Consider the following 12,797-nt stretch of genomic DNA (forward strand, 5'->3'; position numbering starts at 1 on the left):
CGGTAATATTTTTTATTGAAAAAATTTATGAATATACGCTTCTGTGATAAGCGTTTTTATGTAGGTTGCATATACTGTTATCAAAATCACGACGTCAAAAAAAGGAGAGATATAGATGGCGAGAAAAAAGCAACCTAAATATAACGTAGGGGACATAGTCGTGATTACGCTATATGGAACCGTTGGTAAAATCACAAATATGAAGGTTTTAGATGGAGTTTACGTTTACGAAGTCAATAATCACGATGGGTTTTACGTAGAGCAAACGTTGCAGCACGTTTCAGAGCAAGATATGAAAAAAGGTGAAACTGAGTGGATTGAATTAAATTATAATTTCACATTTGGTGATCTCGTGCAAGTAACAGGATACGATAAAGATGTGTTTCGAATTGTTGGTTTTCGTACAGAAGTATGGAGATATAAAAATGACGCATGGGAAGATACTATATACGAATTGTCACGAATTACGGATGGTGAATGGTTAGAAGCGGATGAATCAGATTTAACGTTACTTGCCAATGCTCAAACGGCAAATGCAATTTTGAAGAAAATGAAACAAGATAAAGCTGGTATGAATAAATTAGATTTAGGAAAATTAAAGTCAATTAACAACTCAAAAAAAGTGAGTGTTAAGACAAATCGTCAAGAGATCATTGATGGATTACTTGATATTTATAACGATTATCAATTGTTATTCGATACATTTAAAGATGAAGAATACAAAATTGTTATGGATGTTGTTCATAATTATTTAGTTAAATTGACAGAGAAAAAATAGTTAACTAGAAAGAGAGAATGAATTGAACAACAACATATGCAGTATAAGGTATGCCTACAATTATTAAAAAAATAAAAAGCCATTTAATAAGAGAGTCTGCCCATTGATCTTCATGCATGAACTCTTCTTTTGTTTGCCCTACTTCTTGTTCTACCTCATATTGGTATTCCATAATTAAATCCCCCTTTTTGATAGCTTGTACTACCATCGTATGCATCTCGTCCAAAGGATATGACCTATAAAAAAAGAAAAACTATTTTTCTAATCTCATATACATAATTTTGAGATTTTTTCATAAAACAGAAATAAAGGAGTGATGCTCATGAAGGAAATTGAGGTCGTAATTGATACGGAAGAGATTGCGGAGTTTTTTTATGAGCAACTAATTGAAAGAGGGTACGTCCCAAAACGAGAAGAAATTGAAGATCTCGCAGATATTACATTTGAGTATTTATTAGAGAAATGTATGATTGATGAAGTTTTTGATGAAGATGATGAGTGAAAGTAACGGCGGGCTTAACTCGTCGTTTTTTACTCTTTACAAACTTGTCACAAATATAGTCGGAAATTATTGGTATAATTAAAAGAAAATTTTACTCAAGAGGTGAAGGGATGTTCAAAAAAATTATTGATTCTTTATTAGGTAGGAAAAAAAATCGTTCGTATTCTAGTAGTGATTATCGCCATAGAGGTGGCTCTTATTCAAGTAGCGATTATAAACGACGTTCATCTGGTTATGGGCATCAGCATTATAAAAGAAAACGTAAAAGTCGTAGCTTCTTTTCAAGTAGCTGATGAAATGGCGTCGTATACTAGCTTTATTTGATAGACCACTGCGAAAAAATACAATCGTTGCAGAACGTTATAAAATTGAATCAGTAATTGGAATGGGCAGTTATGGGGTTACATATGTCGTTAATGATTTACAAATAAATAGAAATAAAGTCTTAAAACAATTAAGACAGAGTAAACAAAGGTATGAGTCAGGTAGAAAATCATTTGAACAAGAGAAAATGATTTTACAAACATTAAATCATCATGCAATTCCTAGTTTATATGATCATTTCGTATGGGAGAAAAAAAGCTTTTTCGTGATGGAATATATGCCTGGTAAAAATTTTGAAGATTATATTTTCTTAGATGGGCATGTATATACAGAACGTGAAGTTTTAAAAATTTTATATGAAATATTAGAAATTGTATCGGTGTTTCATCATAAAGGTATAATTCACCGAGATTTACGCATTCCAAACATATTAATGAAAGAAAACCAAATTAGTATTATTGATTTTGGATTAGCTAAATTGAAGGGTGAGGGTGATGAACGAGCTACAGCTTATGAAGGTGAACAAGCTTTGATGCGAGAAGTTCACTTTCGTAGCGATTTTTATGCGCTTGGTCATTTCTCGTTATTTTTATTATATGCAGGCTATGAATCTAAAGAAAAACATGAAAAACCATGGTATGACGAATTAACTTTGGAAAATTATAACCGTGAAATGCTTATGCGAATGTTACAAATAAAAACGCCGTACTATGAGAATGTACAAGATTTAAAAAAAGATATAGCTTTTGCTTTAGAAAGGATGGAGGTTCCGTGTTTCAAAAGTTTTTAGCAAGTGTTGGTATTGGTAATGCAAAAGTAGATACAGTTCTTGAAAAAGATGAGTATATTGTTGGAGAAGAGATACTAGGGAAGGTTCATATAACTGGTGGTTCAGTTAGCCAACAAATTGAAAGCATTTACTTAACATTATCGACGTCGTATGTACGAGAAGTGGATGATAAAAAAGTAACAGCAACATATGATTTAGAGCGAGTTCGTTTAACAGAACCTTTTTCTGTAGAGCCGAATGAAAAAATAGAAATTCCATTTTCATTTATAATGCCAGTTGAAACGCCGCTTACACTTGGAATGAAAAAAGTTTGGGTGCATACAGGTCTTGATATTAAACGCAGTATAGATCCAAGTGATCGTGATTACATTCAAGTGTTGCCCAATGCACTATTAAATAGTGTGTTAGAGAGTGTAAATCAATTAGGTTTTAAAGCGCGTCATATAGAATGTGAAGAATTACCGTATCGATTACGTAAGCAAGTTCCGTTTGCACAAGAATTTGAGTTTGTTCCTGTTTCGGGAGAGTATTATGGGAAATTAGATGAACTAGAATTATTAATCTTACCAAGCGCTTACGATCGCCTAGAGATTATTATGGAAGTAGACAGAAAATCTCGCGGATTAGCAGGTTTATTTGCAGAAGCGCTTGATCTTGACGAGAAAGTGATTCGCTTTACAGTAACGAATGAAGATATTCCAACAATGCAAGAAAAAATTAACAATTATATTTTTAAATAAACTATGCATAAAAAAGAAATGGAGAGGAAAACTAAAACAACCGCTCCATTTTTTTGTATAGTGAGGTTATGTATGTGAAACGATATCGACATTTATACTTGTTAAGTTTTACGCTACTCATCTGTTTTGTCGTATTATCACTTTCGTATCATACCGCTTGTATTGAGAAATTTGACAATATAGTCGCGCATTTTATTCAAAGCTTTCGAAACGATTACTTGACAGCTTACTTTACTTGGGTGTCTTTTATCGGTTCCAAAAGAATATATTTTCCGTTACTCATCATTCTTGTAATGTATTTTCTCGTTAGAAAAAAGTTGCTTAGTGCATTACTTCTAACAATTAATTATTATGGATCTCGTTATTTAAACAGTATGCTTAAACTATGGTACGAACGAGCAAGACCTGATGTAACGCAGCTTGTTACTGCAACTGGATATAGTTTTCCGAGCGGTCATACGATGAATGCTACTGCTTTTTTAGGATTTATTGCATACGTCACAATTACTGAAGAACGTATTACATTGCATAAAAAATTGTTGATTATTTTTATAGCGAGCTTTGTTGTATTATCTATTTCAGTTAGCCGAATATATCTTGGCGTTCACTATCCATCTGACATATTAGCAGGATGGGCAGCTGGCGGTAGCTGGCTCGTTTTATGTGTTATATTTCATAAAGCGTTCATTAAAAAAGAACCTATGTCATAATAGGTTCTTTTTCCATTGGTTCAACATGAATGTGTGCATGGTAAATGCCAAACTTTTTCCGAAGCATAGCCTCAATGTTATCAGTAATACAATGACTTTCACCAACATCCATACGAGCATCTACTTCGATTGTAATATCAACGTACGTTTGATTCCCGTACATACGCGCGCGAATGTCTACGATGTTTTCTACGCCACCAATATGTTCAATAGCACCAGCGTACTCTTCCATCTTATCTGGATCGATTCCATCCGTTAACATATGAGAAGCTTCTACGAAAATCTCCCATGCAGTTTTACAAATAATAAGGCCGACAATTAAAGCGGCAATAGGATCTAAAATAGGCATTTGGAACTGCGAACCGACAATACCTACTACTGTACCGATACTTACGAGAGCATCTGATAAGTTATCCTTTGCAGCGGCTTCTAATGATTTACTTTTTGTTCGTGCTGCAATCTTTTTCGTATACAAATATACAAAGTACATAACGACAGCAGAAAATAAGGCTACCCATGCAGCAAGTACATTAGGCGCTACTTGTTTCGGATTTAAAAAAGATTGAATAGCACTAATAATAACTTCTAATCCGACCGTTGCCATAATAAAAGAAGCAACAAGTGATGCAATTTGTTCTGCGCGTGAATGCCCATAAGGATGATCTGGGTCACGAGGTTTACGAGAGATTTTTAGACCAATTAATATCGCTAAAGAAGCACCGATATCCGTTAAGTTATTTAAACCGTCAGCACGTAATGCGCTAGAGAGGGTAATATAACTGATGATAATTTTCATAGAGGATAAAAATATGTAGGCCATAATGCTGACAATAGCACCTTTATCAGCTTCTTTATGAGAAAGAGTATCCATTTTAATCACTCACCTTTCTACAAGGGATTTCTTTCTATAAATAGAGTACCAAACGAAACTCGTGTGGGTCTATACAAACATTGTTGACGTTTTTTAGGTTTTTAAGAAGGGGATAACAAAGTTTCGTGAAGGAAAAATATGTTGTAAAGTGCAAAGTTAGGGTGTGAACGCAATTTGGATCGAGGGGATAGGGAAAAGGATAGATGTATTATGATGAATCCGTATACTACACCGCTCAAAGGTGATTGGGCAAAATAAAAACCCTCTAGAAAATATATTTTAGAGGGTCTTCATCTTAGTATGCTTCTAAAAACTCAGTAACTTGCTCTTCAGTTTTTGCGTTAGCACTATGTAAGTGGCCTAGTTTCTCACCATTTTGATATACAAGTAAACTTGGAATACCCATTACTTGATACTCTTCAGCGATACTTGGGAATTCATCTTTGTTAATAGAATACCATTCAAACTTATTGAACTCTTCCATTACATCTCCGATAAAGTTGTCCATACGCACACAATCTGGGCACCATGTAGTAAAGAACTTAACAACTACTGGCTCCTCACTTGCGATAATGTCTTTGAATTCCTGTTCAGATTTGATTTCTTTCATGTTTTGTTTCTCCTTTTTCACTATTAATATTTTAGGTTGGAACCTCACTTTTCTTTATAAGCTTTTTCTAGGGTTGTGTCAAACTTCTGAATTGTAAGGTTACTATTATAAGTAGGGTAATTCAAATTGTATTCATGATAGCCATTGCTATAACGTTCTTTTCCTCACATATTTTTATGAGATGTTTATGAAGCGACTGAAATGTAATGTCGGATAAAACAAGCAATCTCTTTCTGGTACTTAGAGAAGGTAAACGGTGGATAATCATTACTCATAAATTTTATGAGTGAATGAAACAACAAGCAGGAAATTCAAAAAAAGATGTAGGGGATGCATGTATGAATTTAGAGGAATCGTTATAAGAACGTATTCGTGAAGTTGTGAGAGAAGAGATTAGGGCGGCGTTATATGAGTTCCAGTAATAATCACAACCCAAAAAAGTAATATGGGTGAAAGAAGCGTGACTAACAAGAGGGGAAATTGCTGCACTGTATAGAGTGAAAGAAAAAACATGATGTGGAACGCGAAAGGGATCATAAGAACATCTTAGGAATTATTTAGCGGTTAAGAAGTCAGGGGAATTAGGATGTTGAAATGGGTGAAGAAACAAAAACGCCCACCTTGCATTGTTTGTGAGAAACAAGAAGGTGGGCTTCAATTAAAAGAAACGAATTGGATTTGTGAAAATTGTGCCCAAATTACGCATGAACAAGGTATTGAAAGAGATACCTATACCCTTTATATCTTATTCCATAAATAAGAAAGCTGGTGGGCTTCTGATTCAAGAGCTATTAAATGATCATTATTAATAGAGTTATTCGTATACATTCTGTTCTTTTGGATGTTAAGGACAGTATAATTCACATCGTTATATTTATTTGAAAATGTTGATTCATTTAATAATGTCAGTGTTGAGTTGATGTTATATTTATCAATTCGCTCTTTTTTTCCTTTGAAAAATAGTTTAATAAGATGCGGCTCATCATTAATGAGCAAACCGAGTTCAGGTGATGAGCGGACGATTAAATTATCTGATAACCAATGTGATTTACCTGGATCAAACCAAGAGACTTCTTTGTTTTTAATAAATTTTTTGTACTGCTTTATAACATCAATGTAGTTTTGCTTTTTCTTCTGATCAACAGTTTGTACTAATGTTTCAAAACAATCAAAAGGTAGTTCGTTTTTATGAAATTTAATAACAGTTTCTCGTAATTGTTTCCAGTAATCAAAAACCGGGTGATATTCAGGTTGAGATTTTAAATTCTTTACAAAATTTGTTTTAGCTGCACTACTTTTCAGTGTGAAGTCTAAAAATTGTGTAAGTCCCACTTTAATTTCCGCCATGTTACACCTCCTTTCCAAATATTACTAATTCAATATTGGAAAGGGAAATCCTGCATTTTTAAGGAGGTGAACTAGATGCTAGAAAAACCGATGTTCATACACAATGGCTATTGTATTTCTTGAGCTTGGTATTCATGGAATACTTTCTAAGAGGAGGTAACAGCAATGGATCTACACCCAGTAAATGATAATAATACGAAAAAAGCATTGGAAGGGTTTTTAAAAGCAGTGGAAAAAGCCCAGAAAGAAGAGAATGAAAAATCAAAGAAACCAAATAAAGAAGATGAGTGCAGCGCGCTATCGTTAAAATGACGAATAAGGTGCTTTTTTATTTTTTCATAAAGCGCATGCATATTCATGGATTTACAGATATTTGTTACGTGGGCATAGTGTTTTTGATAAACAATATTATGGGAATAAAAGGAAATGTGATTATATGAAAAAAGGTCCTGTTGTTTCCAACAGGACCTTTCCTAAAATGGCAAAGAGTAACTCTTACCTTACTCTTCTCGTATATAATACATGAAAAAGATAGATGTGTATACAACAAGAAATTCCAATATAATTATTTGAATATAGTGTTTAAGAATAATAAGGTGTAATTTTAAATAAGGAATTAAATTACAAATGTTGATTTGTCAGGTGATTCAAATGAATTTCTATCAAATTGTAGTTAATAAAGTGATATTGAGATAATGAGATATGTAATTTTGCATATCAGATTTTTAAAGTGAACAAGGGTATGGAATATTTAAATGATACGGAAGTTGAGGGAGAGTAATACTAAAATTTCATTTGTTTTTTACTGTAATAAATAAATTCATTTGAATAGAAGCGAAAAATGGAGGTTTGCCTTAGTCATTTATGAAAGTCAAGAATATTTATAACCATAGGAGTAAATACACAGGTCCGATTTTTGTAATGATGGAGGGAATTGATGTGGACATAACTCAAAGTATGGCAAGAATAGTGGTAAATGGAAAGGATCTTCCGTTTATTTCAGTTAGAACTTCTGTATGGAATCAAGGACCTGTAAATGATTTAATTGTTTCGACAAACTTGAGAGCCGAGGAGCTTTATCAGTTTATGTGGTCACAAGTGCCAGTAATGCTTGCGATGTATTTTCTTCAAGGAGCGGACTTAATGCGGTTTGCTAGAATTAATGGGATTAATCAAGGTGTAACGGGAGAATATATATATCATTTCTCTTGGGGATAAAACGAATGTAAAGTAGCTTAACAGCTGCTTTTTTATTTTGTAAAAGAATTTTAGAAGATTAGAAAATATGATTAGAGCGTGATATGGATAATGTGTGACTGTTTTTCAAGTTCTTAAAGTTAATCAGTTACTTCATTGCATACAAGGGTTGGGCTATGAATATGAAGTTTTCACCTTGTTTTTTGATGAACCATTTTTATATGAAAATCATATAATATATTGTAGGACAAGCAACCATTTTATAATCTATTAAATACTCCAAGAGCTTACCTTTTATATATCTTCGCATCTACTGATCTAGATGCTCTTTTTTATTGAACAAAACACCCATTTGGAAAGGAGGTTAATAATGGGAGTGACATTAGAAGAATTAGAAAAGTGTTATAATAAAGCCTTTATTGAGGGAGCAGAGTACGTAGCTGTTCAGATTGAAATGGATGGATTTCATAGCGATGAAGTAATTATTAACGACAAATACAGTATAGATTCTAAATTAAAGTATTATAAGAAAACATACAATGAAAATTTAGAACATAGATGGATTCCAGGGATTCGAATTGTAGGTTTTGCATATGGCTATTCGTTCTCAGAAATTCTACATGAATTAGGGTTGCTAGTGAAGAAATGATTAAACAAATAGCAGTTATTTTACGCGATGCCGTGCTTTTAGTGGTGTCTTTTTTTGTTGTGAAGGAAAGATATAAATAAAAAAGAGAGCCTAAGCTCTCTTTTGAATAGATACCTAACGTTTATGCACAGATTGGAATTCCTAATGCTATTAAGGTCAATGCTACTTGAAGAGAAAGTTCTAATCTAGCAATTTCGATTCCAGCGACTGAGACCACTAAAAGAGGTTGTCCATTAACGAACAAAACACAGCTTTCCATACTTTCGCCTCCTTCCGAGTAATCTAATATAGTATATGAATAAAATTTAAATACGTAATAGTCAGATTGATGAATTTAATAGAAATTGATAATTTAACCTATGTTATAAAAAAATTAAGTAGACTAATACCTGATTTATTAACACTATATATGAAGGACAAGAATATATTAGGAGTATATAACAACGTAGGAGTGGTAAATATGTTCTTTGCAAAGTTACGCGGTAGGAATGAAGTTCCACCAGTAGAAACAGGTGCTCGAGGAGAGGCTTTCTTTAAATTAAGCCCGGACAAGCTTAGCTTAAAATTCAAGCTAGATTTATTCGATATAGAGGATGTAGTAGCTGCCCATCTGCATCTTGGGTCAAAAGGAACGAACGGTCCTGTTGTAGCTTTTTTATTTGGACCTATAACAAATCTAGTTTCAATAGAGTGTGCAACTCTTACGGGAATGATTACTCAAGAAGATTTGGTCGGGCCGTTAGCGGGTCAAACATTAGGTACTCTTGTAAATGAAATCATATCTGGAAACATATATATTAATGTTCATACAGTACAACATTCTAATGGTGAAATACGAGGACAATTGAATTATTATTAATGAATAGAAGTAGTGAAAAATAAAGCATCCGTTTAGGGTGTTTTTATTTTGTGAAGGTTGTATAGATAAGTAATCTATTTTTAGTAATCTTAAACATTCATTTCTAAAATTTTGAAAGTAGTCGAATTTAAAAAATAGTTATCAGAAACTTGTTAATGAAATGCTCCTTCAAAAATTAAATTAGTATTAGTAGATGAACCTTGTAAATGAAATATGAAAGTGTAACAGATAATAAAAATCTTTAAACCTAATCAAAGCTAATAGATTAATTCTCCACACCCACTGAAATAAAAAATCATAACATAAATTGTAATTACTTTTACGGAAGTGAGATGAAAATAATGTTTTATTCTTATTTTGCTACTCAAGCTGGTATGCGACCAGCGTATGGTACATCAATAACGTTTAGCGGAGCACAAAGTACAGTTCAAGCTGTTCAACAAGCGTTACAAATGCAAATGCAGCAACAAGGGATTCAGCCGTATTATTCATCCATAGAGTATTTTTACCCAATGCATCAAATCACACCGTATGGAAGTTCTTTTCTTACTATCCCATATGGAACTGTATTTAATCTATAAATTGAAAGTTTAATCAGTAGGGGGCAGGTATCCCAAACCGATTATTAGTCCTCGCCAATTGGACATATACGGACGATCCAGCTCCTACCTACCTTTCTTGCATGTTCCGAAATTTTTTTTGGAGCCTTATTACCCGCAAATGGAGAGGGGTATATGTAAGCGCCAAATAGTCCTCACCTACAATTTGTAATTAACCGATGAGATAATCTCCGTACATACTACAAGTGTTTTTTTGATGAGAAGATACCGATTAAAGAAAAAGTGAGAATTATCTTATTATGACAAATGATGGTTAGTGGCTCTGTATGCAAGGATATATGAACATTTATTTACGCGGACCAGATCCAGATGTAACAACGAAGTCCTATCTGCGGGTATATCGTACAGGATGATTGTCCTATAACTATCAACCTACAAAAAGCAGGAGAACATCTGAATTGTTTTTTTACTGGGTTTGAAAGATATTTACAGCCATAATATCTAGTATTTTGTTTATAATTGTAAATAGTTATTGAAATGTGTAAATGTTATTTTTTTATTAATAAAAAAAATAGGAAAAATAATGCAACTTTTTAATTTGTTTATTCGTGTTATATATGAGAGGAGGAGGGGGATGGAGATTGAAGAAATATATAAGGTTTATATAAACGATGTGTACCGGTATTTATTTTCCCTTTCTCGTAGCCATCACGTAGCAGAGGACTTGACGCAAGAGACTTTTTATCGAGCGTATCTTTATTTAGAAGATTATGAAAATCAAAAGGTAAAATCATGGCTTTTTAAAGTGGCATATCATACTTTTATTGATTTTGTTAGGAAAGAAAATAAAGTAACTTTTGTAGGAACTGAGGAATTAGAGACGATACAAGCGGGGGAATCTACAGAAGAGTATGTAGTCGCAAAAAATAGTTATGAAAAGTTAATTCAGATTATTCATAATTTACCGGTGGTAGAGGCACAAGCTATTTTATTATGTGACGTACATCAATTAACGTACGAAGAGGGTGCTTCTGTACTAGGTTTAAAGTTAAATACGTATAAAAGTCACATATTTCGTGGGAGAAAGAGATTAAAAGAATTGTTAAAGGAGGAAAAGAGTCAAAATGAAAAATGATAAACCTCATTCTGAACAAGATGATTATAAAGAATTGTTACAAGAAGCTCTTCATCAAAGACCGGCTTCACTTCCTGATGGAAAACAAGAGCAAGTGTTGAAAATAGGTAAAAAAAGAGCGCGTATTACGAATGTTTTAATTGTATTTACTTTTTTATTACTTATTCAACCTATTTTATATATATCAACACTCTTATATTATACATTGGCACCAACAAACGCAATGGAGATACGGAATGTAGTAAATCAAACATTAAGTGTAACAGAACCAAATTTATTTTTGAAAGATAGGGACATGGAGCAAACATTGTTACCGCTTAGTTTACAATTGCATTTTGATTTGTATAAAAGGGTAGGGAAGAAAGATATTCGAATAGGAGAAGAGAAAACAGATTATGTATTTAGTAGAGCAACGAAAGTTAGCCGTGAATATACAACAGATGAAAAAATTCCAGAAGTCCCATATATAGATAATGAGGTATTGTCTCATCCTAATAATTATAATGCATCCTATAATAGTAGTGAAGAAGCGCAGGTATTAAAGGGTCTTCCGCAAGAATCTGTTGTAGAAGCATTTATATCTTTTAGAGAATTGTTGAGTGTACAAGAGGTAACGAATATGTTTCCCACTATTGATATCGTCTGGTATGCCGTTAATACAGGGTTAGAGGAGAAGCAAACGAATGACGAGGGTATGTATGTTGCTCCGATTGGCTTTCCGGCAGATATGATTTCAAGACCAAGTGGTGCTTTTGTGAGTGATTCACCTCATGAGGAACAATTTATTGATGTGTTAAAGTCATTACAGAAGCATGAAAATTTAGCAGTGAAGCTATCTAGAGCAAAAGTATTAGAGTTGTCAAAGCGTATTTCTTTCCTTGAAAAAAATGGGGTAAAAACATACGGGATGGTTGTAACTGGGCCTAAAGTAGAAGTTGAAAAATTGATGAGCCACGAAAAAGTTAGAAAATTGAAAGTAGGTGAAGCGAGGTTATGGAATTGGCATTCTTAAAAAAAAGAAAGAATCGTATTTATAAACAGGAAACGTGGATGGGGACTCTTTCATTAATTATTGCCTTTTTAGCGTTATTGTATTTAAATATTATATTGCTTTTTCAAGAAACATTTATAGATAAAGGTTTTCTACAAATAGTTGGTATTGGAGTGGTGTGCTCAGTCGTAGGTATGATCACAAAAAGCAAAAGTCGAAAATATGCATTGTGGGCATGTAGTTTATTTGTTTTTATGCTGCTGTTTGCTATATTTGGATTTATGTTAGGTTGGATGGTAAGCTTTGGGCCATAAATATGTGGGAAAGAGAGAATGTAGATTCGCTCTTTTTTGTATTGAAAGTAAAATAGATGTATCGTGCAATCCATTAAATTTGAATGGATTGCACGATACATCTAGGTTGTGTTTTTATTAATATGTTTTCCTCTCAAGTGTATATAAATAGGCGACAAGTATAGTGCTAAAACAATAGCTCGTCCAAACATTGCGAATCCCTCTTACATAATATGTAGTAATAAGCATGAAAGGGGAACTAGTATGTCTTGCTATTACTACTGTAAGTATTGTAAAGAGTATAAAAAGAAACACCATGATTGTTGTAAGTACACGAGTAAGTGTAATGACAACGAGGAGAAGCTTGTTAGGGCATCTGCATTTAGAGCTAGAAATACGGTGAATCAGACGGTTCCTGCCAATACTTTTGTAAAGGTATTG

General features: G+C 33.2%; 20 protein-coding genes and 1 pseudogene. 16 read left to right on the forward strand and 5 right to left on the reverse strand.

The genetic code is table 11. The features are described from left to right. Nucleotides 1–115 precede the first annotated feature (115 nt). Entirely contained in the window at nucleotides 116–778 is a 663-nt protein-coding gene (locus tag GFJ36_RS10845) for a hypothetical protein (RefSeq protein WP_000101496.1), read from the forward strand. 4 nt (nucleotides 779–782) lie between these two features. Here the strand turns inward: GFJ36_RS10845 and GFJ36_RS10850 are convergent, their stop codons facing one another. Next, the gene (locus GFJ36_RS10850) at nucleotides 783–950 is read right to left on the reverse strand and encodes a DUF3930 family protein (RefSeq protein WP_000456535.1); all 168 of its coding nucleotides are present in this window, start codon (nucleotides 948–950) and stop codon (nucleotides 783–785) included. 150 nt (nucleotides 951–1,100) lie between these two features. On the opposite strand from GFJ36_RS10850, the gene GFJ36_RS10855 reads away from it, so the two are divergent. The 5 genes from GFJ36_RS10855 to GFJ36_RS10875 all read left to right on the forward strand — a co-directional run bounded on the left by GFJ36_RS10855 (nucleotide 1,101) and on the right by GFJ36_RS10875 (nucleotide 3,844). Next, nucleotides 1,101–1,280, forward strand: coding sequence for a YozD family protein (locus GFJ36_RS10855; protein ID WP_087982478.1), 180 nt, complete (start codon nucleotides 1,101–1,103; stop codon nucleotides 1,278–1,280). Between the two features lie 110 nt (nucleotides 1,281–1,390). After that, nucleotides 1,391–1,573: a hypothetical protein gene (locus tag GFJ36_RS10860; protein ID WP_141542822.1), complete on the forward strand. Its 183-nt coding sequence runs from the start codon at nucleotides 1,391–1,393 to the stop codon at nucleotides 1,571–1,573. Then, nucleotides 1,573–2,394 (forward strand): serine/threonine protein kinase, encoded by an 822-nt coding sequence (locus GFJ36_RS10865; protein WP_097891442.1) that lies wholly within the window; start codon nucleotides 1,573–1,575, stop codon nucleotides 2,392–2,394. The genes GFJ36_RS10860 and GFJ36_RS10865 overlap by 1 nt, the downstream gene beginning before the upstream one ends. Then, a complete protein-coding gene (locus GFJ36_RS10870; RefSeq protein WP_098147207.1) occupies nucleotides 2,376–3,134 on the forward strand; it encodes a sporulation protein in 759 nt (252 codons plus the stop codon). Before GFJ36_RS10865 ends, GFJ36_RS10870 begins: the two co-directional genes overlap by 19 nt. Nucleotides 3,135–3,208: 74 nt before the next feature. Continuing rightward, entirely contained in the window at nucleotides 3,209–3,844 is a 636-nt protein-coding gene (locus tag GFJ36_RS10875; protein WP_000833364.1) for a phosphatase PAP2 family protein, read from the forward strand. Here the strand turns inward: GFJ36_RS10875 and GFJ36_RS10880 are convergent. Both GFJ36_RS10880 and GFJ36_RS10885 read right to left on the reverse strand, forming a co-directional pair. After that, entirely contained in the window at nucleotides 3,834–4,715 is an 882-nt protein-coding gene (locus tag GFJ36_RS10880; protein ID WP_142291726.1) for a cation diffusion facilitator family transporter, read from the reverse strand. The two genes, GFJ36_RS10875 and GFJ36_RS10880, sit on opposite strands and share 11 nt — an antisense overlap. A 295-nt stretch (nucleotides 4,716–5,010) precedes the next feature. Next, complete coding sequence (locus GFJ36_RS10885; RefSeq protein ID WP_000658777.1) at nucleotides 5,011–5,325, reverse strand: thioredoxin family protein; 315 nt, start codon at nucleotides 5,323–5,325, stop codon at nucleotides 5,011–5,013. Nucleotides 5,326–5,911: 586 nt separating this feature from the next. Between GFJ36_RS10885 and GFJ36_RS29075 the strand changes: the two genes are divergently transcribed. After that, nucleotides 5,912–6,085, forward strand: a complete 174-nt coding sequence (locus GFJ36_RS29075; protein WP_179192172.1) for a hypothetical protein — start codon at nucleotides 5,912–5,914, stop codon at nucleotides 6,083–6,085. Here GFJ36_RS29075 and GFJ36_RS10890 read toward each other — a convergent pair. Beyond that, entirely contained in the window at nucleotides 6,064–6,672 is a 609-nt protein-coding gene (locus GFJ36_RS10890; RefSeq protein ID WP_098147205.1) for a hypothetical protein, read from the reverse strand. The two genes, GFJ36_RS29075 and GFJ36_RS10890, sit on opposite strands and share 22 nt — an antisense overlap. 165 nt (nucleotides 6,673–6,837) lie before the next feature. Here GFJ36_RS10890 and GFJ36_RS29080 point away from each other — a divergent pair, with 165 nt between their 5' ends. The 3 genes from GFJ36_RS29080 to GFJ36_RS10900 all read left to right on the forward strand — a co-directional run bounded on the left by GFJ36_RS29080 (nucleotide 6,838) and on the right by GFJ36_RS10900 (nucleotide 8,518). Next, nucleotides 6,838–6,984 (forward strand): hypothetical protein, encoded by a 147-nt coding sequence (locus tag GFJ36_RS29080; RefSeq protein ID WP_179192171.1) that lies wholly within the window; start codon nucleotides 6,838–6,840, stop codon nucleotides 6,982–6,984. Nucleotides 6,985–7,536: 552 nt separating this feature from the next. Further along, complete coding sequence (locus tag GFJ36_RS10895; RefSeq protein ID WP_087982473.1) at nucleotides 7,537–7,890, forward strand: hypothetical protein; 354 nt, start codon at nucleotides 7,537–7,539, stop codon at nucleotides 7,888–7,890. 349 nt (nucleotides 7,891–8,239) lie between these two features. Further along, nucleotides 8,240–8,518 carry a hypothetical protein gene (locus GFJ36_RS10900; RefSeq protein ID WP_000539238.1) on the forward strand — a complete coding sequence of 93 codons (279 nt, stop codon included), beginning with the start codon at nucleotides 8,240–8,242 and terminating at the stop codon, nucleotides 8,516–8,518. Between the two features lie 121 nt (nucleotides 8,519–8,639). Here GFJ36_RS10900 and GFJ36_RS10905 read toward each other — a convergent pair whose 3' ends face one another. Then, nucleotides 8,640–8,777: a DUF3956 family protein gene (locus GFJ36_RS10905; RefSeq protein WP_000443219.1), complete on the reverse strand. Its 138-nt coding sequence runs from the start codon at nucleotides 8,775–8,777 to the stop codon at nucleotides 8,640–8,642. A 201-nt stretch (nucleotides 8,778–8,978) separates the two neighbouring features. Here GFJ36_RS10905 and GFJ36_RS10910 point away from each other — a divergent pair, with 201 nt between their 5' ends. From GFJ36_RS10910 to GFJ36_RS29515, 6 genes and pseudogenes are all read left to right on the forward strand, one after another. Further along, a complete protein-coding gene (locus tag GFJ36_RS10910) occupies nucleotides 8,979–9,377 on the forward strand; it encodes a CHRD domain-containing protein (protein ID WP_098147202.1) in 399 nt (132 codons plus the stop codon). 341 nt (nucleotides 9,378–9,718) lie between these two features. After that, nucleotides 9,719–9,958, forward strand: a complete 240-nt coding sequence (locus tag GFJ36_RS10915; RefSeq protein WP_142314152.1) for a DUF3947 family protein — start codon at nucleotides 9,719–9,721, stop codon at nucleotides 9,956–9,958. A 613-nt stretch (nucleotides 9,959–10,571) separates the two neighbouring features. Beyond that, complete coding sequence (locus GFJ36_RS10920; RefSeq protein ID WP_098230667.1) at nucleotides 10,572–11,072, forward strand: sigma-70 family RNA polymerase sigma factor; 501 nt, start codon at nucleotides 10,572–10,574, stop codon at nucleotides 11,070–11,072. Further along, nucleotides 11,062–12,084 carry an anti-sigma factor gene (locus GFJ36_RS10925; RefSeq protein ID WP_098230668.1) on the forward strand — a complete coding sequence of 341 codons (1,023 nt, stop codon included), beginning with the start codon at nucleotides 11,062–11,064 and terminating at the stop codon, nucleotides 12,082–12,084. The genes GFJ36_RS10920 and GFJ36_RS10925 overlap by 11 nt, the downstream gene beginning before the upstream one ends. Beyond that, nucleotides 12,066–12,377: a hypothetical protein gene (locus GFJ36_RS10930; RefSeq protein WP_048546632.1), complete on the forward strand. Its 312-nt coding sequence runs from the start codon at nucleotides 12,066–12,068 to the stop codon at nucleotides 12,375–12,377. Before GFJ36_RS10925 ends, GFJ36_RS10930 begins: the two co-directional genes overlap by 19 nt. Before the next feature lie 243 nt (nucleotides 12,378–12,620). Then, nucleotides 12,621–12,797: pseudogene (locus GFJ36_RS29515) on the forward strand (ABC transporter permease); the annotation flags it as partial.

The sequence above is a fragment of the Bacillus sp. EE-W1 genome (assembly GCF_009760835.1).
Lineage (GTDB): Bacteria > Bacillota > Bacilli > Bacillales > Bacillaceae_G > Bacillus_A > Bacillus_A wiedmannii.